Origin of the sequence: Burkholderia sp. lig30 (assembly GCF_000687455.2) — a bacterium.
Classification (GTDB): domain Bacteria; phylum Pseudomonadota; class Gammaproteobacteria; order Burkholderiales; family Burkholderiaceae; genus Burkholderia.
Window position 1 is genome coordinate 48026 of record NZ_JGVW01000049.1, and the last position, 21333, is coordinate 69358.

A 21333-nucleotide genomic window follows, 5' to 3' on the forward strand; every position below is an offset into this window, starting at 1 on the left:
AGTCGCGTGTGGCCTGCATCGCCGTTCACGGCATGCAGACGGCTCGACGGCGGAGTTCGTTTATCTACCTAGTACTAGAGGAATTGACATGAAATTCGCATTCTCCAGCATCGCCGCCCTGACCGTGGCCGCCGCAGCGGCACTTCCGGCCGTATCGCACGCCGCCGACGGCACCATCACGATCAACGGCCGCATCGGCGCGCAGACCTGCACGATCGACGGCAACGGCACCGGCGGCAAGGACTTCACGGTTGCGCTGCCGAAGGTGTCGACGTCGGCACTCGCCTCCGGCGGGATGACCGCGGGCCGTACGCCGTTCCACATCGGCCTGAAGGACTGCTCGCCGGCGACGGGCAACGTCTACACGCACTTCGAGCCGGGTACGACCGTCAACTCGACGACCGGCCAGCTGCTCAACGCGCAGGGTACCGCGAAGAACGTCGAAGTCGGCCTGCTCAACGGCGACGATATGAGCAACATCGGCCTCGGCAAGGCAGATGAAAACTCGCACACCGTCGCGCTGGCAAGCGGCGCGGCGACGCTGCCGTACTACGCGCAGTACGTCGCGACCGGCGGTGCGGCAAGCCAGGGCACGGTGAACACGTCGGTGATGTACTCGATCATGTATCAGTAATCGCTGATACCACGCGCGCACGCGCACCGGCGCATTGCCGGTGCGCGTGCGCGCGGCCAGCCTTTCCCGACGCCCTGTCGGCAGAATGGATACACGCGTCGACGTCCATCGCGACGGCGGCGCGCCCGCGAAGCGCATCTCCATCGGCACCGATGCAGACTACACGCACGGCGTACCCGCCTACGGACGTGATGGTCGAATCGACATCGACACAATCCGGTCGGCCCACTCGTTCCAGCTACCGAAAATTCGTACCAGTCCAATATCGCTACCCTCGACACTCCGCTAAGTTTTCGCTTGTCCAAGCTAAAATGAGGTGAGCGAATGAATGACAAGTTCCGACTCTTGCCGGTGCGGGCCGGCGGGCGGCTCGCACGTTCCGCGCTGGTCGCGGGCGCAGTGATCCCGTGGCCGGCGGCGGCGGAAATTTCCGATGAAGGCGCACAGCGTGCGAACGGCGTCCTGCTCGAAATCGCGCCCGGCTCCTACACGACGACCGGCCACGGCCAGCCGGTGCTCACCGCCGTCAACGGCGGCGTGCTGACCGCCACCGGCAAGACCCGCGTGTTCTCGTCCGGCCACAACTCGCCCGGCGCCACCGCCGAGGGCACCGGCTCACGCGTCGAGCTGCGCGACACCGACATCCGGACCCGCGGGCTCCTCAGCGCCGGCATTCAGGTCCGTTACGGCGGCAGCGCGCTCGCCGAACGCGTCTCCATCGATACGGACGGAGACAGCGCGCACGGCGCCTACGTCGGGGGAAGCAACGCCCGGCTCCGCATCGCCGACAGTGCGATCGTGACGCGCGGCACCGAGGCGCATGGCATCGCGGTGAACGCCGCGCCCGGCAGCACCATCGACGTCACCGACACGCTGATCCGCACCAGCGGAAATTTCGCCTACGGCCTGGGGTTCAGCTACGACGGCATCCGCGCGACACTGGATCGGACCGACATCCGGACGTCCGGCGACTACGCGTCGGTCCTGTACATGCCGGGCGCGTCCTCGGTCACGTTCCGCGATTCGCGCCTCGAGACGGACGGCTTCGCCGCGCTCGGCGTGGACACGCGCGCGGGCGACGTGGAACTCGCCCGCACGCGCGTCTACACGCATGGCGTCAGCGCGCACGGGCTTTACGCATCGAAGGAATACGACCCGACACCCGTCATCCGGGCGATCGATACACACATCGTCACCAGCGGCGCCCGCTCGATCGGCGTGGTCGCACGGCTCGGCGGCCTGGTCGCGATGACGGGCGGCAGCATCGAGACCAGCGGCGAGCGGGCCTACGGCATGCTGTCGAGCGGCGGGGGCTCGGTCGCATCGATCGAGGACGGAATCGTCACCACCAGCGGCAAGAACGCCACCGCGCTCTACACGGGCGCCAACGGCACGATCGACACGCTGCGCACGGACGTGCGTGCGACCGGCGAAGACGCGCTGGCCGCGGCCGTCTACGGCGGCACGCTGAACGTCGACGGCGGCTCGCTCGTCAGCGAGCGCTACAGCGCGATCGATGCATCCAATGCAGTCGTCTCGCTGCGAAACGGCGCACGCGTCGCGGGCGGCAACGGCACGCTGCTGTCCGTTCACGCGCAGTCCGGCGAGCCCGTGCGCCTGACGCTCGACACCGGCGCGCAAGCAACGGGCGACATCGTGAACCAGCCATCCGCAGACGGCAGTCCGACGGCCGCCGTGACCGACGTCGCGCTGTCCGGCGCGTCGGCATGGACCGGCGCGACGGATGCCGTTCGCGCGTTGTCGCTCGACACCGGCAGCCGCTGGAACGTGACCGCCGATTCGTCGGTCGGCTCGATCGCGCTGAACGACTCGACCATCGCGTTCGCGCCGCCCGACACGGACGCGCCGCGCACGCTCGTCGTGAACGGCGACTATGCGGCGCAGGACGGCCGGCTCGTCATCCACACCGCGTTTCGCGACGACGCGTCGCCGACCGACAAGCTCGTGATCGACGGCGGGCATGCGTCGGGCAACACCGGGATCGTCGTGAAACGCACCGGCGGGGACGGCGCGCAGACGACGATCGGCATTCCGGTCGTCGAGACCCGCAACGGCGGCACGACGGACGCCGCGGCGTTCATGCTCGACCCGGCGTCGGACGGCTACCGGACGGGCTTCGGCACGCTGTCCGCGGGCGGCTACGACTACATGCTCACGCGCGGCGGGCAAGGAGGCCAGGACGACGACTGGTATCTGGTATCCGCGCGCGACGGCGATGCCTCGATCGAAAAGGAAACGCCCCCACCCCGCGCCGCCGCCCCGGAACCCGATGCGTACCTGGCGAACGCCGACGCAGCGGCCATGATGGCGGTCCACACGCTGCGCCAGCGCGAAGACCGTTCGCTGCGCGGCGGCGGTTCGCCGTCGCGCCCGCTCGACGGCGCCGTCTGGCTGCGCGCCGAAGGCCAGTTCACGTCGCTGTCGGGCGGCACGCGCAGCGTGTCGGGCAACGGCCGGCTGGTCCATGCGGGCGCGGACCTGCTCCGTTTCGACGACGGCCGCGGCGGCCACTTCCGTTTCGGCGCGATGGGCATGTACGGCAGCCACACGAGCTGGTCGACGCGCACGCTCTGGAACGCGACCGGGCAGCGCGACGCGGACGCCACCGCACGCGGCAGCGTCGCCGGATACAACGTCGGGCTGTATGGCACCTGGTACGGCGACCGCGACATCCTGTCCGGCCCCTATGTCGATGCGTGGGTGATGTACGGCGCATACGCGAACAGCGTCGGCGGCAGCCTCGCCGGCGATTCGTACCGGTCGCGCACGGTGACGGGGTCGCTCGAAGCCGGCTATTCGTTCCGCTTCTACGAACGCGGCGACTCGCGTTTCTTCGTCGAGCCCGAAGCGCAGCTCGTCGTGTCGGACTACCACGCGGCCGCGCATCAGACGCCGGGCGGCTATCTCGACGCACTGGGTTCGACCGATGTGCTGACCCGCGTCGGCGTGCGCGTGCATGGCATCACCACGATGCCTGCCGGGCGCGAGTTGCGGCCGTTCATCGAGGCAAGCTGGTGGCACGGCCCCGGGTCGCGTTCGCTGGCGCTCGACGGCAATGCGTTCTCGTTCGGCGTGCCGCGCGACCGTGCCGCGCTCAGGGTCGGCGCGACCGGCGAATTCGCGAAGCGTTTCGCGGTGTCGGCCAGCCTCGGCGTGGAATCGAACCTGTCCGACTATGCGGTGGTCAAGGGTCAGCTCTCGATGAAATACCGCTGGTGACACCGTCCGCCCACGGCACGCGCGGCGGCCGGCGCCGCCTGCCTCGCGCGCCGCATGCAAGCTGGCCGAGCGCGCCCGGCGCGCAGCCATCCGGCCATGTCGCCCGCCAGGCCGGCATCGCACCGAAGTCGCGCCGCCCGGATTTCCGCTATACTCTGCCGACTGTCGCCACCCTGGCGGCGGGTTGGAAGCGCGCCGATTTGCTGACTCGATTGCGGGCGCGCGAACCAGCCGGGGCACCGATCCCGGCGGTTCACTACAAATGCGGCTAAAGAGGTCGTCAGCCGCGCTTTTTCGACTCCGCGCATCGCCGACACCGTTTAGCCGCCCAGTGAATAAGGCGGAACGAATGGAATCGATCGGCATCGTCGCTCCACAGACCATGCACTTCGCCGAACCGCTGCGCTTGCAAAGCGGCAGCGTGATCGGCAACTATCAACTCGTCGTCGAGACCTACGGCGAGCTCAACGCCGCGCGCTCGAACGCGGTACTCGTCTGCCACGCACTCAACGCGTCGCACCACGTCGCCGGCGTCTATGCGGACGATCCGCGCAGCACCGGCTGGTGGGACAACATGGTCGGGCCGGGCAAGCCGCTCGACACCAACCGCTTCTTCGTCATCGGCGTGAACAATCTCGGCTCGTGTTTCGGCTCGACCGGCCCGATGAGCCTCGATCCGTCCACCGGCCAGCCGTACGGCGCGCGCTTTCCGGTCCTCACCGTCGAGGACTGGGTGCACGCTCAGGCGCGCGTCGCCGACGCGTTCGGCATCGACCGCTTCGCCGCCGTGATGGGCGGCAGCCTCGGCGGCATGCAGGCGCTCGCGTGGAGCCTGATGTATCCGGAGCGCGTCGCGCACTGCATCGACATCGCGTCGACGCCGAAGCTGTCCGCGCAGAACATCGCGTTCAACGAAGTCGCGCGCTCGGCGATCCTGTCCGACCCGGACTTCCACGGCGGCGACTACTACGCGCACGGCGTGAAGCCGAAGCGCGGGCTGCGCGTCGCGCGGATGATCGGCCACATCACCTACCTGTCCGACGACGACATGGCCGAGAAATTCGGCCGCGCGCTGCGCCGCGCCGACGGCGCGCTCGACGCGTACAACTTCAGCTTCGACGTCGAATTCGAGGTCGAGTCGTACCTGCGCTACCAGGGCGACAAGTTCGCCGACTACTTCGACGCGAACACCTATCTGCTGATCACCCGCGCGCTCGACTACTTCGACCCGGCGAAGGCGTTCGACGGCAACCTGACGGCCGCGCTCGCGCACACCAAGGCGAAATACCTGATCGCGAGCTTCATGACCGACTGGCGCTTCGCGCCCGCGCGCTCGCGCGAGATCGTCAAGGCGCTGCTCGACAACCGCCGCTCGGTGAGCTACGCGGAGATCGACGCGCCGCACGGCCACGACGCGTTCCTGCTCGACGACGCGCGCTATCACAACCTGATCCGCGCCTATTACGAACGCATCGCCAAGGAGGTGGGCGCATGAACCAGCACGTACTGCAATCCCTGTCGTCGCGCGCCGACTTCCGCGCGATCGCCCGCTGGGTCGAGCCGCGCTCGACCGTGCTCGATCTCGGCTGCGGCGACGGCTCGCTGCTGTCGCTGCTGATGAAGGAGCTGGAAGTCACCGGCTACGGCGTCGAACTGAACGACGCCGGCGTGCTCGCGAGCGTGAAGAACGGCATCGACGTGATCCAGCAGAACCTGGAGGACGGCCTGCGGCTGTTCGAGGATCACAGCTTCGATTTCGCGATCCTGTCGCAGACGCTGCAGACGATCCACCAGACCGCCGCGATCCTGCGTGAAACCGCGCGCGTCGGCCGCGAGTGCATCGTGTCGTTCCCGAACTTCGGCTACTGGGCGCACCGGCTGTCGGTGCTGCGCGGCCGGATGCCGGTGTCGAAGTCGCTGCCGTACCAGTGGCACAACACGCCGAACGTGCGCGTGCTGACGATCAGGGATTTCGAGGCGCTCGCGCCGGAAGTCGGCGTCACGATCATCGACAGGATCGTGCTGCACGAAGGCGAGCCGATTCGGTGGGGAGCGAACTGGCGTGGTAGTCTTGCTGTCTACCGCGTGAAGCGCAGCTGAAGCCGCAGCGCCGTCGACTGGCGGCGCCATCCCGCTCCCGGCCGGGCGTCAGGCACGCCGCTCACGCCAATGCAACCTGGTCTTCATCCATGTCGAAAACGCCACACGAGGCGCCCGCGCTCACCGCTCACGAGGATCATCCCGGCTGGCGCGCCTTCCTGAACACGCACATGCTGATCTGCGTGTTCCTCGGTTTCACGTCGGGGCTGCCCCTCTTCACGCTCGTCTACCTGGTGCAGGCATGGCTGCGCTCGGAAGGCGTCAATCTGAAGGAAATCGGCCTGTTCGCGCTGATCCAGTTTCCGTATACGTGGAAATTCCTGTGGGCGCCGCTGATGGACCGCTACATCCCGCGCCTGCCCGGCTGGCGGCCCGGCCGCCGGCGCGGCTGGATGCTGCTCACGCAGCTGCTCGTCGCGGCCGCGATCGCCGCGCTCGGCTTCGTGTCGCCGCGCGACTCGATCTGGACGGTCGCCGCGCTCACCACGCTCGTCGCGTTCTTCGGCGCAAGCGCGGACATCGTGATCGACGCGTATCGCCGCGAGCTGCTGCGCGACACCGAGCAGGGCCTCGGCAACGCGGTGCACGTCAATGCCTACAAGATCGCCGCATTGATCCCCGGCTCGCTGTCGCTGATCCTGTCCGATCATCTGCCGTGGGATGCCGTGTTCGCGGTTACCGGCGCGTTCATGCTGCCGGGCATCCTGATGACGCTCGTCGTGCGCGAGCCGGCCGTGCAGGGCGTGCCGCCGCGCAACCTGCGCGACGCGGTCGTGCTGCCGTTCCGCGAGTTCATCCAGCGCGACGGCTGGCGCGGCGCGCTGCTCGTGATCGCGTTCATCTTCCTGTTCAAGCTCGGCGACACGATGGCGACGACGCTGTCGACCTCGTTCTTCCTCGACATCGGCTTCAACAAGACGCAGATCGGCGTGATCGCGAAAACCACCGCGTTCTGGGCGAGCCTCGCGGGCGGCGTGATCGGCGGCATCTGGCTCGTGAAAATCGGCATCGCGCGCGGGCTGTGGATTTTCGGCATCGTGCAGATCGTGTCGACGCTCGGCTTCGCGTGGCTCGCGAAGGCGGGCGCGCAGCCGATCCTGATGGCCGCCGTGTACGGCTTCGAAACGTTCGCGACGGGCCTCACGCTCGCCGCGTTCACCGCGTACATCGCGAGCACGACCGACCCGCGCTACACGGCCACGCAGTTCGCGCTGTTTACGAGCCTCGCGTCGGTGCCGCGCACGCTGGCGTCCGCCGCGAGCGGCTTCATCGTCGCGCGGATCGGCTGGTTCGATTACTTCCTGGTGTGCGCGGCGCTCGGCATTCCCGGGATGCTGCTGCTGTTCAAGGTCGCGCCGTGGGGCGGCGACGCGCAGGACGACGGGGTCGCCCGTGCGCAATGACGCCCGGCGCCGCGCGCTGCGTGCAGCCGCGTCGCTGTCGCTCGGCATCGCGGCGCTCGGCGCGAGCGTCGGCCATGCGGGCGAAACCGGCGCCGCCACGCCCGGCTCGGCCGCGGCGGTCGCGCCGGCCAGTCCCGCGCCGGCCGCGGCCGAGCCGGCGCAGCCGACCGGCGCGAGTTCGGCCGCGCAGCCCTACGGCGCACCGCCGCCGCAGGTCCGCTACGGCAACCCGATCGCCTTCCGCACGCTGATCCCGTCGCCGCTGCTCGAGCAGCTGACCGCCAGCGAATACGCGCAACTCGTGCAAGGCGCCGCGCAAAGCAACCGCCTGCTGAGCGCAAGCCAGCCGCGCGTGAAGCGCCTGCGCGCGATCGTCGCGAAGCTCGCGCCGTATTCGGTCAAATGGAACGAGCGCGTGAAGGGCTGGGCCTGGGAAGTCAACGCGATCCGCTCGCGCGACATTCGCCTGTCGTGCCTGCCGGGCGGCAAGATCCTCGTCTACGGCGGCCTGCTCGACCGCATCCGCCTGAGCGACGACGAGCTCGGCGTGCTGCTCGCACACGGTATCGCGCACGCGCTGCGCGAGCACGCGCGCGGCAGCTTCGGCGATGCGTCGCAAGCGCCGCTGCGCGCGACGTCGCTGCTCGGCCTCGGCAATCCACTGCCGCAGACGCTCGATCTGGACGACCGCCTGCAGACGCTGCGCTACGATCCGACCGACGAAACCGAGGCCGACGTGATCGGCGGCGATATCGCCGCGCGCGCGGGCTTCGATCCGCGCGCCGCGATCCCGCTGTGGGACAAGCTCGCCGCCGCGACGCGCGCCAACCGGGACACCGGCTTTATCTACACGCATCCGTACGGCGCCGCGCGCCGCCAGGACCTGCTGAACCGCCTGCCGGACCTGCTGCCGCTCTACGCGAAGGCGACCGGCCAGCACGTCGACACGCTGCCCGATTACGCAGGCATCAGCGCACAACGGCGCAAGATCGCGCGGCATTGAGCGCGCCGGCCGCGCATTTTCGCGGAGCGCAAGACCGTGTGCTGCCGCTCCCCGCCCGCGGCGCAATCGCCCCGCCGAATCACTCCCCCGCGCCGACGCCGATCGTCCGGCTCTCGGCCTCGCGCATCCAGCGCACCTCGGTCGGAGTAGCCGGCAATTGAGCCAACGTGTACGACGACAGCAGATGGGCTGCTACAGGCGCGGACGCGCTGCCAGCAACCTGTCCCATCTGGAGGGCGGCAACGATATATCCGCATCGCCATCGTCTGCATCTCCAACGGAGAATGAAACAATTGCACCTTCGTAGTTAAGCCATGAAATCTCCGGGACAGACGTGCTGAACGTCTTCTGCGCAAGCAGCTTTCCGCTCTTCGCGTCGAATAACCGCCCAACGTATTTTGAACTACCACCCGGAACCCAATCCAACAAGCATCGCTCGGCAACGTAGAGGCCATCCGGGGAGGCGGATTTCCGACATTCTGTTCCGTGCGGCGTGCGGTCGAAGAGGCCGACACAAGACATGCCGATGACCGCCAGGATTGCAGCCTGCCTGGCAAAGTTTGCGATTCTTCGTCGCGACTCCTTATTCGATTTGATCCACTTGACGATCACCGTGGCAATGACAAGCAGCACGGTGGATGCGCCAATCAGGGCCGCGACTGGGGCACCGTAGTCGATCATCATAGGTAGATCTTGATCGGAGGGTCGAGCGGTACAAAACGGCGATCGGAATAGACAATGAAATCGCCACCGCGCTGATGCCTGCTTGCCCACTGACGGAAGTCGCTGTTGTGTACGGGGTAGTAGACGTTGCCCTTGATGGTGGGTTTTCCAACAGCGACAGGCGTGTCGATATAAGGAAGCGTGATGGAGGACTTGGCGTAGGGGAGATAGGCAGAAGTCGCCGCGAGGGCGTCAAGGGGAATGACGATAACGCCATCGCTACTCCAGTGGCCCAGATACTGCGATCGATCGCCCTGTTTGTCGGTAAACGTGTAGTGGTCTTTCACGTACACCCTGACGCCCATCACCTCGGCTATCGTCCTCCGCGACTCTACATCCCACGAGAACCAGACATGGCCAATGGCCGCGTAGATTACGAACGAACCCAGCGCGCCGGTGAGATCGTCAGGTGCACCGCTGCGTTCCCAGGCCGATGTCAGCAACAGGTTTATTTTTTGCGCGAATGTTCCGTCGACCGCGACGCGTTGAAACTGGAAGTGGCGATGCAGGCTAGCCGGATCGTCCCCGCAGATATCCGAGGCAAAAAGATGAGTCCCCTTGTCTTTGTATGCGGCAAGTTTTACGTAAAGCTCCCGGATCGCTTTCGGTGATCGAATACCTTCATTTATCAGATAATCGTATTTCTCCTTTGCGCGAGGGAATTGGAGCACCCAATCAAGCTTTATCGTGGTTGTATCGTACATATCAGGCGGGTAAGGCTTGCCATCCTGATTGATTTCCGCGATTTCATCGCCGTCAGTCGGGGAATAGTTGAGTCTTCCCGCAAACCACCGATCCATAAGGGCGGCGGACTTCGGCAAGTAAATCTTGCGCATCGCGGCCGGAATCTCCTGAATATCGAACGGCGCGGTGGCCTGTTCTCTATCTTGCTTCGCGACCGGTGCAGGCTTTGGTTCTTTAGGCGGGGGAGGCGTGTTCAGCCATTTCTTGAAACGCCAAAGGCTTTCTACGGCAGATGCCAGCGAATCAAGTGAGTTGTTCACGCGATCCGCGTGGGTGAGCCTTCTGGTCGGGGGCTTTGAAGGTTCAGGCTTCCTGGGCGAAGCTGCCAACGGTGGCGGCACCTTGTCCATTGACAGCGTTGCTTCGCGAACAATTTCACAACCGTCTGCGCCCTCGCGTCGGGTCCACTTCCACAGAAACTTGTTGATTTTGTAGTACGGCAACGCCATGAACTCCTCCATGCCCCCTGGTGGTGAGTGCGACGCCGCGATCCAACCTGCGTTACGACGAACTCATCGACTCGAGCCATTCAGCCCGCGCGTGCGAATCCGCCGAATAGTCTCAGCGAAACGGTGGCGCGTGGATATAGGATGAGTCTGAAAGCGATCACGCCAATCTTACTTAGCGAAGCTAAATTTGTGGGCGAAGGCCGTATTCACCGGAATGCCGTTGGACAGATACGCTATGCACGTCCCGCGAATACGCACAACGCGGCAAGATCGCGCAGCATTGACGAGGCCGGCCGCGCGTTCGCGCGGCGGCGCAGCGATCCGGCGTACGCGGCGCAATCGCCCCGCCGAATCACTCCCCCGCGCCGACGCCGATCGTCCGGCTCTCGGCCTCGCGCATCCAGCGCACCTCGTCGACCGGGCTGCGGCCGAACAGCCGCTTGAACTCGCGGCTGAACTGCGACGCGCTCGCATAACCAACGCGCGCCGCCGCCGCGCCTGCGCCCAGCCCGTCCTGCACCATCATCAGCCGTGCCTGATGCAGGCGCGTCGTCTTCACGTACTGCATCGGCGAAGTCGCGGTGACGCTCTTGAACTGCGCGTGGAACACCGCAAGGCTCATCCCCGCCTCGCGCGCGAGCGTCTCGACGTCGAGGTCGCCCTGCAGGTCCGCATGGATGCGCCGCAGCGCCTTCGCGATGCGGCCGAACTGATGCTGCTGGACGAGCGCCGCGCGGATCGCGTCGCCTTGCGCACCCGTCAGCACCCGATAGGCGATCTCGCGCATGATCGACGGCCCGAGCACGCGCGTGTCGTGCGGCGACGCGAGCGCTTCGAGCAGCCGCAGCACGGCGTCGGCAAACGGCGCGTCAAGCGGCGTCGAGCACACGCCGCATGGCTCGCTCGCGGACGCGCCGTGCGTCTCGTCGAGCAGGATCGCCAGCTCGGCGATCACGGCAAGATCGACGCGGATCGAGATCGCCAGAAACGGCGCGTCGGGGCTCGCGTCCGTTTCGCATTCGAACGGCAGCGGCACCGACAGCACGAGATACTGCTGCGCGTCGTAGACGAATGCCTGCTCGCCGAGATAGCCGCGCTTGCGGCCCTGGCAGACGACGATGATGCTCGGCTCGTACAGCACCGGCATGCGCGGCACCGGGCGGTTCACGCGAATGAAGCGCACGCCGTCGAGCCCCGCCTGCGTATAGCCCTCGTCGGGCGCCAGCCGCCCGAGCAGCTCGACCATGCGGCGCTGCACGCGCTCGCCGTTATCGGAGAAAAGGGGCTGGAAGCTCATCGGCGGGTTCATGGGCTGCGGGAGAATCAGGCTTGCAATGTAGCACCGCGACAGCGGTTTTTCTGCGGGGTCGCGTCAATTCGAGAGAAATAGGCAAATCTTCAAGACCTTCAGGTATTCCGTACGCACGCGCGGCTCCTTACGATGTCGTCCTGCGCCGCCGCACCGCCGCATGGTGCCGGGCGCGTCTTTTTTGCCGGACTCAGGAGCCTTCGATGAGTACAACCTTTGCCTACGCGGCCGCCGACGCGCGCGCGCCGCTCGCCCCGTTCGAATTCCAGCGCCGCGCGCTGCGCGATCTCGACGTGCAGATCGAGATTCTCTACTGTGGCGTCTGCCATTCGGATCTCCATCAGGCCCGCAACGAATGGAAGAATTCGATCTACCCGGTCGTGCCCGGCCATGAGATCGTCGGCCGCGTGACCGCGACCGGTCCGCAGGTGACGCGCTTCAAGGCCGGCGAGCTGGTCGGCGTCGGCTGTCTCGTCGATTCGTGCCGCACCTGCCCGAGCTGCGCCGAAGGCCTCGAGCAATACTGCGAGAACGGCTTCGTCGGCACCTACAACGGCCAGGACCGCGTGACCGGCGACGTGACCTTCGGCGGCTACTCGACGCAGATCGTCGTCGACGAGGCGTTCGTGCTGCGCGTGCCGGACACGCTCGATCCGGCCGGTGCGGCGCCGCTGCTGTGCGCGGGCATCACGACCTACTCGCCGCTGCGCCAGTGGGGCGCGGGGCCAGGCAAGAAGGTCGGCATCGTCGGCCTGGGCGGCCTCGGCCACATGGGCGTAAAGCTCGCGCGCGCGATGGGCGCGCACGTCGTGCTGTTCACGACCTCGCCGTCGAAGGTCGAGGACGGCAAGCGCCTCGGCGCGCACGAGGTCGTGATCTCGAAGGACGACGCGCAGATGAACGCGCACCTGAACAGCTTCGACTTCATCCTGAACACAGTCGCCGCGCCGCACGATCTCAACCCGTTCCTGAACCTGCTGAAGCGCGACGGCACGATGACGCTCGTCGGCGCGCCGGAGCACGACCACCCGTCGCCGCAGGTGTTCAACCTGATCATGAAGCGCCGCCGCCTCGCGGGCTCGCTGATCGGCGGGATCGCTGAAACGCAGGAAATGCTCGACTTCTGCGCGCAGCACGGCATTACGTCGGATATCGAAATGATTCCGATGCAGCAGATCAACGCAGCCTACGAGCGGATGCTGAAGAGCGACGTGAAGTATCGCTTCGTGATCGACATGGCGTCGCTCAAGCCGGCGCGCTGAGCGTCGTCACGCAGGACATGCGGCGCACCTGCGCCGCCGTCCCGCAAAAGAAACGGGCCGCATCGCGCGGCCCGTCGTCATTGCGGTGAACGCGCGATGCGCGGCCCGCTCACGCTCACTGGTAGTCGTAATCGACCGTCAGCGGCGCATGATCGCTGAACTTGATGTCGCGGAAGATCGACGTGCTTTTCGCGGTGCCCGCCACGCCGGGCGTCGCGATCTGGTAATCGATCCGCCACCCGACGTTCTTCGCGTACGCCTGGCCGCGGTTGCTCCACCACGTGTACTGCTCCGGCCGCGGGTCGAGCGTGCGGAACACGTCGACATACCCGACATCGTCGAACAGCTTCGTGAGCCACGCGCGCTCTTCCGGCAGGCAGCCGGAATTCTTCTGGTTGCCCTTCCAGTTCTTGATGTCGATTTCCTTGTGGACGATGTTCACGTCGCCGCACAGGATCACTTCGCGCGTCGCCTTCAGCTCGGCGAGATGCGGCATGAACGCGTCCATGAAGCGGTACTTCGCCTGCTGGCGCTCGTCGCCGCTCGAACCGGACGGCACGTACACCGACACGACCGACAGCTTGCCGTAGCGCGCCTCGACGTAGCGCCCCTCCGAATCGAATTCATCGCTGCCGAAGCCGATGATCACGTCGTCCGGCTCGTGGCGGCTGTACACGCCCGCGCCGCTGTAGCCCTTCTTCTCGGCGTGGTGGAAATAGCTCCTGAAGCCGTGCGGCGCGACGAAGTCGGCCGGCAGGTCGTCGGCCGACACCTTGATCTCCTGCACGCAGACGCAATCCGCGTTCTGCTCGCCGAGCCAGTCGAAAAAGCCTTTCTTCGCGGCGGAGCGGATGCCGTTCAGGTTGGCGGTAATCACACGCAGCATGTTGGGGTTCCGTTCAGTCTTCAGTCGTTTCGTTGCGTTCACTGGATCTTCACGCCGGCGAGCTCGGGCTTCGGCGGCGGGAACGTCAGCTTCATGTTGCTCATCTCGCGCAGCAGCAGCTCGGCGATCATCACGTTGCGGTGCGTCTTCGAATCTGCCGGGATCACGTACCACGGCGCATGCTCGGCCGACGTCGCGGCGAGCGCGTCGCGATAGGCGGCCTGATAGCCGTCCCAGCGCTTGCGCGCGTCGAGATCGGAGATGTCGAATTTCCAGTGCTTGGTCGGATCGTCGACGCGCGCCTGCAGCCGGTTGCGCTGCTCGTCCTTCGAGATGTGCAGGAAGCACTTGACGATCGTCGTGCCGTGCTCGACGAGCATCTCCTCGAACTGGCGGATCTGCCGGTAGCGGCGCTGGCATTCCGCTTCGTCGATCGCGCCGAGCACGCGCGGCACCAGCACGTCCTCATAGTGGCTGCGGTTGAAGATCGCCAGTTCGCCCGCCGACGGCACCTGCGCGTGCACGCGCCACAGGAAATCGTGCGCGGCCTCGATCGGCGTCGGCGACTTGAACGACACGACGCGCAGGCCGAGCGGATCGACCTCGCGGAACACGGCACGCACCGTGCCGTCCTTGCCGCTCGTGTCCATGCCCTGCAGCACGAGCAGCACGCGCTTCTTCTGCTGCGCGTGCAGCCGTTCCTGCTGCACGTCCAGCTCCATCGAGACCGTCGACAGCCGCGCGCGATCGGCTTCCTTCGTGCCTTGCGAGAACGGCTTCGCGATCGGGTCGAATGCATCGAGCCGGAATGCCGCGGCCTCCTTCTCGCGCGTGTGGTACGGCACGCGGTAATCGTCGAGCGACGGGGGTTTCGCCATTCGGTTCTCCATTTGACGGTGCGGCACGCGCGGCGGCGGTCGCACCAAGCGCGACGGGCCGCCCCGAACATCCGTCCGGCGGCGGCCCGTCCTCAAGCGCGGTTGACGCGGGGAGCGCGCACGCTCACCCGAGCTTCTTCTTCAGCAGTTCGTTGACCTGCTGCGGGTTCGCCTTGCCCTTCGTGGCCTTCATCGCCTGGCCGATCAGCGCGTTGAACGCCTTCTCCTTGCCGGCCCGGAATTCCTCGACCGACTTCGCGTTCGCCGCGAGCACCTCGTCGATGATCGCCTCGAGCGCGCCGGTGTCGGAAATCTGCTTCAGGCCCTTCGCATCGATGATGCGGTCGGCCGCTGCGTCGTCGGTCGCCTTCTCGTCCCAGATCGTCACGAAGATTTCCTTCGCGATCTTGTTCGAGATCGTACCGTCGGCGATCCGCTGCAGCAGCAGCGCGAGCTGCGCCGCCGAGACCGGGCACGCGTCGATGTCGATGCCGTCGCGGTTCAGCTGCGACGACACGTCGCCCATCAGCCAGTTCGCGACGATCTTCGCGTTCGCCGCGCCGGCCTTCTCGACCACCGCCTCGAAGTAGGCGGCCATCGCCTTGCTCGACGTCAGCACGCCGGCATCGTACGCGGACACGCCGTACTGTTCGGCGAAGCGCTGCTGCATCGCCGCCGGCAGCTCGGGCATCTCGCCCTTCACGCGCTCGATCCAGTCCGCGCCGATCACGAGCGGCATCAGGTCCGGATCGGGGAAGTAACGGTAGTCGTGCGCGTCTTCCTTGCTGCGCATCGAGCGCGTCTCGCGCTTGTCCGGATCGTACAGGCGGGTTTCCTGCACGACTTCGCCGCCGTCCTCGATCAGCTCGATCTGGCGGCGCACCTCGTAGTTGATCGCCTCTTCGAGGAAGCGGAACGAGTTCAGGTTCTTGATCTCGGCGCGCGTGCCGAACTTCTCCTGCCCGACCGGCCGCACCGACACGTTCGCGTCGCAGCGGAACGAGCCTTCCTGCATGTTGCCGTCGCAGATGCCGAGCCACACGACGAGCCCGTGCAGCGCCTTCGCGTACGCGACCGCTTCCGCCGCGCTGCGCATTTCCGGCTCGGTGACGATTTCGAGCAGCGGCGTGCCCGCGCGGTTCAGGTCGATGCCCGTCATGCCCGCGAAGTCTTCGTGCAGCGACTTGCCGGCATCTTCTTCCAGATGCGCGCGCGTCAGGTTGATCGTCTTCGAATACGCGTCCTGGCCGGCCTTTTCATTGGCGGGCACCTGGATCGTGACCTGGCCGCCCTGGACGACCGGGATCTCGTACTGGCTGATCTGATAGCCCTTCGGCAGATCCGGATAGAAATAATTCTTGCGCGCGAAGATGCTGCGCGGCGCCACCGTCGCGCCGATCGCGAGGCCGAAGCGGATCGCCCGCTCGACCGCGCCGCGGTTCAGCACCGGCAGCACGCCCGGCAGCGCGAGATCGACCGCGCAGGCCTGCGTGTTCGGCTCCGCGCCGAACTGCGTCGACGCGCCCGAGAAAATCTTCGAGACGGTCGACAGCTGCGCGTGCGTCTCGAGACCGATAACGACTTCCCACTGTGTCATGCTTACACTCCCGCCGGAACTTGCTTGTGCCAGTCGGTCACGCGCTGGAACGCGTCGGCGACCTGCAGCATCCGGGCTTCGTTGAAATAGTTGCCGATGATCTGCAGACCGACCGGGCGCGTGGCGTTCGCGCCCGCGCCGAAGCCGCACGGCACGCTCATGCCGGGCAGGCCGGCGAGGCTCACCGACAGCGTGTAGATATCCGCGAGATACATCTGCACCGGATCGTCGCCCTTCGCGCCGATGTCCCATGCGACCGTCGGCGACGCCGGGCCCATGATCACGTCGCAGGACTTGAACGCTTCCTGGAAATCCTGCGCGATGATGCGGCGGATTTTCTGCGCCTGCAGGTAGTACGCGTCGTAGTAGCCATGCGACAGCACGTAGGTGCCCACCAGGATGCGGCGCTTCACTTCCGGGCCGAAGCCTTCCGCGCGCGACTTCTTGTACATGTCGAGCAGATCGCGGTATTCGGCCGCGCGGTGGCCGTAGCGCACGCCGTCGAAGCGCGACAGGTTCGACGACGCCTCGGCCGGCGCGATCACGTAGTAGACCGGGATCGACAGCTCGGTCTTCGGCAGCGACACCGGCACGAGCGTCGCGCCGAGCGCCTCGTACTGCTTGAGCGCCGCGTCGATCGCCGCGCGCACGTCGTCGGCCAGGCCGGCGCCGAAATACTCGTTCGGCAGGCCGATGCGCAGGCCCGCGAGCGGCCTGGCCGCGTCGCTGTCCGGCGTCCACCCCTGGCCGATGTGGCGCGTGAAGTCTTCGTCGTCACGCTCAAGGCTGGTCGAATCGCGCGTGTCGAAGCCCGCCATCGCGTTCAGCAGCAGCGCGCAGTCGGCGGCGCTCTGCGCCATCGGGCCGCCCTGGTCGAGCGACGACGCGAACGCGATCATCCCGTAGCGCGACACGCGGCCGTAGGTCGGCTTGATGCCGGTCACGCCGGCGAACGACGCCGGCTGGCGGATCGAGCCGCCGGTGTCGGTGCCGGTCGCGGCCGGCGCGAGGCGCGCGGCGACGGCGGCCGAGCTGCCGCCCGAGCTGCCGCCCGGCACGGCCTTCGTGTCCCACGGGTTCTTGACCGGGCCGAACGCGGAATTCTCGTTCGACGAGCCCATCGCGAACTCGTCCATGTTGGTCTTGCCGAGCGTGACCATGCCGGCCGCCGACAGGCGGGCGACGACGGTCGCGTCGAACGGGCTCGTGTAGTCCGCGAGCATCTTCGAGCCGGCGGTCGAGCGCCAGCCGCGCGTCACGAACACGTCCTTGTGGGCGACCGGCAGGCCGGCGAGCGGCCCTGCCGCGCCCTGCGCGATCGCGGCGTCGGCGGCCTTCGCCTGCGCGAGCGTCAGGTCGGCGTCGACGTGGACGAACGCGTTCAGGTCGCGCGCGGCGTCGATCCGTTTCAGATAGTGCTGCGCGAGCTCGACGGCCGAGCATTCCTTGGCGTCGAGCGCAGCGCGCAGTTCGGTCAGGCTTTTTGCGTGCATGAAGTGGGTTTCCTGGGAATTCTGGGTCGCGCGCGGGCCACCGGCGGGCGCGCTGGGTCGCCAAATGCTTACTCGATCACCTTCGGCACGAGATAGAGGCCGTCCTGCACGGCGGGCGCCGGGCGCTGGTTGTCGTGGCGGTCGACGGTCTCCGTCACCGCGTCGTCGCGCAGGCGCTGCGCGACGGCCTGGATCTGTTCGATCGGGTGGGCGAGCGGCGCGATGCCGGCCGTGTCCACGGCCTGCATCTGCTCGACGAGGCCGAAGAATTCATTGAGCTGGCCAAGCGTATGCTCAGCGTCGGCGTCGGCCATTTCGAGCCGCGCAAGGTGCGCGATGCGTTTCACATCGGTCAGGGTCAGGGCCATGCGGTCACCGGAAAACGAGGCGGCGCAGCCCCGCGGAAAGCGGCGCTGCGGCGGGGGTTGGAGGGTGCGATCCCACCCTCAAAAATCGGGTACGAAGCGGGAAAAATACCGCCCGTTTCGATTCAAATACCCGGAAATTATAAGGTATCATTATGCGTTCGACCCAAACCCGGTCAGCCTTTTCCCGCACCGTTTCGCCCCGCTTCGGCAAGCCGTGCGGGCTTCGTGCGGTTCCCGGTAGATTTCAATCGCAGCTTCGCGCTCCCGCGGCGGCCGCTTCCGCCCGATCCGAGGCTGTTAATTTTTCCGCTGCCGCCCTTCGCGCTCCCCAGGCGGGGCCGGCCCTCAGCGAGACAGGATTCTGAATGTTCGGTTTTTTGCGCAGCTATTTCTCCAACGATCTGGCGATCGACCTCGGCACCGCAAACACCCTGATCTACATGCGCGGCAAGGGCATCGTGCTCGATGAGCCGTCGGTCGTGTCGATCCGCCAGGAAGGCGGCCCCAACGGCAAGAAGACGATCCAGGCGGTCGGCAAGGAAGCCAAGCAGATGCTCGGCAAGGTGCCCGGCAACATCGAGGCGATCCGTCCGATGAAAGACGGCGTGATCGCCGACTTCACGGTCACCGAGCAGATGATCAAGCAGTTCATCAAGACGGCCCACGAGTCGCGCATGTTCTCGCCGTCGCCGCGCATCATCATCTGCGTGCCGTGCGGCTCGACCCAGGTCGAGCGCCGCGCGATCAAGGAAGCGGCCCACGGCGCGGGCGCGTCGCAGGTCTACCTGATCGAGGAGCCGATGGCGGCCGCGATCGGCGCCGGCCTGCCGGTGTCGGAAGCGACCGGCTCGATGGTCGTCGACATCGGCGGCGGCACGACCGAAGTCGGCGTGATCTCGCTCGGCGGCATCGTCTACAAGGGCTCGGTGCGGGTCGGCGGCGACAAGTTCGACGAGGCGATCGTCAATTACATCCGCCGCAACTACGGCATGCTGATCGGCGAGCAGACCGCCGAGGCGATCAAGAAGGAAATCGGCTCCGCGTTCCCGGGCTCCGAGGTCAAGGAAATGGAAGTGAAGGGCCGCAACCTGTCGGAAGGCATTCCGCGCAGCTTCACGATCTCCAGCAACGAAATCCTCGAGGCGCTCACCGATCCGCTGAACCAGATCGTGTCGTCGGTGAAGATCGCGCTGGAGCAGACCCCGCCGGAACTGGGCGCGGACATCGCCGAGCGCGGCATGATGCTGACGGGCGGCGGCGCGCTGTTGCGCGACCTCGACCGCCTGCTGGCGGAAGAGACCGGCCTGCCGGTGCTCGTCGCCGAAGATCCGCTCACCTGCGTGGTGCGCGGTTCGGGCATGGCGCTCGAGCGCATGGACAAGCTGGGCAGCATCTTCTCGTACGAGTAAACGGCCCGGGGCCTGTTTTCCGATGAAACGCACGCGCGAGAACAGCCCCCTGCCTTGTTGTTTGTTGATATCGCGCACCTGCGGCGTGGCCGGCTCGCTCGCCTGAAGCGAACCGCCGCGCCGTTTGCGCGTCTGAGCATCATTTAACGGATCACACGCGCCCGGCGCCGACCATGGAATACAGTCCGCCGCCCCTTTTCAAGCAGGGCCCTTCCGCACTCGCGCGGCTCTTCTTCTTCGTCGCCGTGGCCATCGCGCTCCTCGTCTCGGATGCGCGCTTCAACACGCTCGAAATCGTCCGCGGCGTGCTCGGCACCGTGCTCTATCCGCTGCAGCGCGTGGCGCTCGTGCCGCGCGACCTGATCATGGGCGCCGCCGACATCGCGACGACGGGCGCGTCGCTGCGCCACGAGAACCAGCAGTTGCGCGCGCGCAACCTGCAGCTGTCGACGCAGGCCAACCAGGTCTCGGTGCTCGCCGGCGAGAACGCGCACCTGCGCGCGGTGCTCGAGCTGCGCCAGCACATCACGACCGAGGCCCTGCCCGTCGAGATCCAGTACGACACGGCCGATCCGTTCACGCAGAAGATCGTGATCGGGCACGGCGCGCAGCAAGGCATCCGGGACGGCGCGCCCGTCGTCAGCGAAGACGGCGTGGTCGGCCAGGTCACGCGCGTGTTCCCGCTGCAGGCGGAAGTCACGCTGATCACCGACCGCGACCTCGCGATCCCGGTCCAGGTGCTCCGCACCGGCCTGCGCAGCGTGATCTACGGCACGCCGAAGGGCGATTCGCTCGACCTGCGCTTCGTGCCGACGAGCGCCGACCTCATCGTCGGCGACGAGCTGGTCACGAGCGGGCTCGACGGCGTGTATCCCCCCGGCCTGCCGGTCGCGAAGGTCGTGCGCGTCGACAAGCTCGCCGACACCGCGTTCGCGCGCGTGACCTGCATGCCGGTCGCCGCGGTGCGCGGTGCGCGGCAGATGCTGGTGCTGCGCTACCAGAACGACATCCCGCCGCGCCCGGCCGAGCCGGAACCAGCCCCGGACAAGAAGGGCGGCAAGAAGGCGCAGAAAGCTGCCGCAAAGGCGGCGGACAAGGCAGCCGACAAGCCCGTGGACAAGAACGCGAAGCCGGCCGATCCGGCGGCCAGGCCCGCGGCCGGCGCGGCCCAGCCGGGCGCGAAGCCGGCGCCGGCCAGCGCCGCGCAGGCGAAGCCCGCGCCGGGGCAGTCATCAGGAGCCCAGCGATGAATCGCCCGCAATACATCCTGCAGCCGGTCAACCCGTACTTCATCATCTTCAGCCTCGCCGCCGCATTCCTGCTGAACCTGATGCCGTGGGGCCGCCTGCCCGGCATCCCCGACTTCGTCGCGGTGGTGCTGCTGTTCTGGAACATCCATCAGCCGCGCAAGGTCGGGATGGGCGTCGCGTTCGCGCTCGGCATCCTGATGGACGTGCACGACGCCGGCCTGCTCGGCGAGCACGCGCTCGCGTACACGCTGCTGTCGTACGGCGCGATCACGATCCACCGCCGCGTGCTGTGGATGCCGCTCGGCGTGCAGGTGCTGTACGTCGCGCCGCTCCTGATCCTCGCGCAGCTCGTGCCGTTCGTGATCCGCCTCGTGATGGGCGCGGCGTTCCCGGGCTGGCGCTATCTGATCGACGGGTTCGTCGAGGCCGCGATGTGGCCGGTCACGAGCCATCTGCTGCTGATGCCGCAGCGCCGTCCGGTCGATCGGGACGACACGCGCCCGATCTGAGCCGCGCCGCCAACCAGGATTCCGCCTTGAACACCCCCCGCCCTTTCGCCCGCCGCTTGCCGCGCAACGGGCAGCC

Annotated in this window: 18 protein-coding genes; 10 read left to right on the plus strand and 8 right to left on the minus strand. The window is 67.0% G+C overall.

The features are described 5' to 3' along the window. The first annotated feature begins 88 nt into the window (after positions 1-88). The 6 genes from LIG30_RS03575 (at position 89) to LIG30_RS03600 (ending at position 8380) form a co-directional block, all read left to right on the plus strand. On the plus strand, positions 89-634 hold the full coding sequence (locus tag LIG30_RS03575) for a fimbrial protein (RefSeq protein ID WP_038709709.1): 546 nt from the start codon (positions 89-91) through the stop codon (positions 632-634). A 324-nt stretch (positions 635-958) separates the two neighbouring features. Beyond that, a complete protein-coding gene (locus LIG30_RS03580) occupies positions 959-3874 on the plus strand; it encodes an autotransporter family protein (protein ID WP_038709712.1) in 2916 nt (971 codons plus the stop codon). Positions 3875-4223: 349 nt separating this feature from the next. Then, the gene (gene metX, locus LIG30_RS03585) at positions 4224-5369 is read left to right on the plus strand and encodes a homoserine O-succinyltransferase MetX (RefSeq protein WP_038709713.1); all 1146 of its coding nucleotides are present in this window, start codon (positions 4224-4226) and stop codon (positions 5367-5369) included. Further along, positions 5366-5974, plus strand: coding sequence for a methionine biosynthesis protein MetW (gene metW / locus LIG30_RS03590; protein ID WP_038709715.1), 609 nt, complete (start codon positions 5366-5368; stop codon positions 5972-5974). Before metX ends, metW begins: the two co-directional genes overlap by 4 nt. 89 nt (positions 5975-6063) lie before the next feature. Beyond that, positions 6064-7377, plus strand: coding sequence for an AmpG family muropeptide MFS transporter (locus tag LIG30_RS03595; protein WP_038709717.1), 1314 nt, complete (start codon positions 6064-6066; stop codon positions 7375-7377). After that, entirely contained in the window at positions 7367-8380 is a 1014-nt protein-coding gene (locus tag LIG30_RS03600) for a M48 family metallopeptidase (RefSeq protein ID WP_038709718.1), read from the plus strand. The genes LIG30_RS03595 and LIG30_RS03600 overlap by 11 nt, the downstream gene beginning before the upstream one ends. A gap of 192 nt (positions 8381-8572) precedes the next feature. Here the strand turns inward: LIG30_RS03600 and LIG30_RS03605 are convergent, their stop codons facing one another. The 3 genes from LIG30_RS03605 to LIG30_RS03615 all read right to left on the minus strand — a co-directional run bounded on the left by LIG30_RS03605 (position 8573) and on the right by LIG30_RS03615 (position 11593). Further along, on the minus strand, positions 8573-9064 hold the full coding sequence (locus tag LIG30_RS03605) for a hypothetical protein (RefSeq protein WP_038709719.1): 492 nt from the start codon (positions 9062-9064) through the stop codon (positions 8573-8575). Then, a complete protein-coding gene (locus LIG30_RS03610; RefSeq protein WP_051994857.1) occupies positions 9061-10296 on the minus strand; it encodes a DUF6402 family protein in 1236 nt (411 codons plus the stop codon). The genes LIG30_RS03605 and LIG30_RS03610 overlap by 4 nt, the downstream gene beginning before the upstream one ends. 352 nt (positions 10297-10648) lie before the next feature. Continuing rightward, a complete protein-coding gene (locus LIG30_RS03615) occupies positions 10649-11593 on the minus strand; it encodes an AraC family transcriptional regulator (protein ID WP_038709946.1) in 945 nt (314 codons plus the stop codon). 215 nt (positions 11594-11808) lie between these two features. Here LIG30_RS03615 and LIG30_RS03620 point away from each other — a divergent pair, with 215 nt between their 5' ends. After that, positions 11809-12867 (plus strand): NAD(P)-dependent alcohol dehydrogenase, encoded by a 1059-nt coding sequence (locus LIG30_RS03620; RefSeq protein ID WP_038709722.1) that lies wholly within the window; start codon positions 11809-11811, stop codon positions 12865-12867. A 115-nt stretch (positions 12868-12982) separates the two neighbouring features. On the opposite strand, the gene LIG30_RS03625 is transcribed toward LIG30_RS03620, so the two are convergent. The 5 genes from LIG30_RS03625 to gatC all read right to left on the minus strand — a co-directional run bounded on the left by LIG30_RS03625 (position 12983) and on the right by gatC (position 18089). Next, complete coding sequence (locus LIG30_RS03625; RefSeq protein WP_038709724.1) at positions 12983-13753, minus strand: exodeoxyribonuclease III; 771 nt, start codon at positions 13751-13753, stop codon at positions 12983-12985. Positions 13754-13791: 38 nt separating this feature from the next. Then, positions 13792-14631: a PPK2 family polyphosphate kinase gene (locus LIG30_RS03630; RefSeq protein ID WP_038709726.1), complete on the minus strand. Its 840-nt coding sequence runs from the start codon at positions 14629-14631 to the stop codon at positions 13792-13794. A gap of 124 nt (positions 14632-14755) precedes the next feature. Beyond that, the gene (gene gatB, locus LIG30_RS03635) at positions 14756-16228 is read right to left on the minus strand and encodes an Asp-tRNA(Asn)/Glu-tRNA(Gln) amidotransferase subunit GatB (RefSeq protein ID WP_038709727.1); all 1473 of its coding nucleotides are present in this window, start codon (positions 16226-16228) and stop codon (positions 14756-14758) included. Between the two features lie 2 nt (positions 16229-16230). After that, entirely contained in the window at positions 16231-17721 is a 1491-nt protein-coding gene (gatA, locus tag LIG30_RS03640; protein ID WP_038709728.1) for an Asp-tRNA(Asn)/Glu-tRNA(Gln) amidotransferase subunit GatA, read from the minus strand. A gap of 68 nt (positions 17722-17789) precedes the next feature. Next, a complete protein-coding gene (gene gatC, locus LIG30_RS03645; RefSeq protein WP_038709729.1) occupies positions 17790-18089 on the minus strand; it encodes an Asp-tRNA(Asn)/Glu-tRNA(Gln) amidotransferase subunit GatC in 300 nt (99 codons plus the stop codon). Positions 18090-18454: 365 nt separating this feature from the next. Here gatC and LIG30_RS03650 point away from each other — a divergent pair, with 365 nt between their 5' ends. From LIG30_RS03650 to mreD, 3 genes are all read left to right on the plus strand, one after another. Further along, a complete protein-coding gene (locus tag LIG30_RS03650) occupies positions 18455-19498 on the plus strand; it encodes a rod shape-determining protein (protein ID WP_004189550.1) in 1044 nt (347 codons plus the stop codon). A gap of 173 nt (positions 19499-19671) precedes the next feature. After that, positions 19672-20748: a rod shape-determining protein MreC gene (mreC, locus tag LIG30_RS03655; RefSeq protein WP_038709731.1), complete on the plus strand. Its 1077-nt coding sequence runs from the start codon at positions 19672-19674 to the stop codon at positions 20746-20748. Next, complete coding sequence (gene mreD, locus LIG30_RS03660) at positions 20745-21257, plus strand: rod shape-determining protein MreD (protein ID WP_038709733.1); 513 nt, start codon at positions 20745-20747, stop codon at positions 21255-21257. The genes mreC and mreD overlap by 4 nt, the downstream gene beginning before the upstream one ends. The last annotated feature ends 76 nt before the right edge of the window (positions 21258-21333 follow it).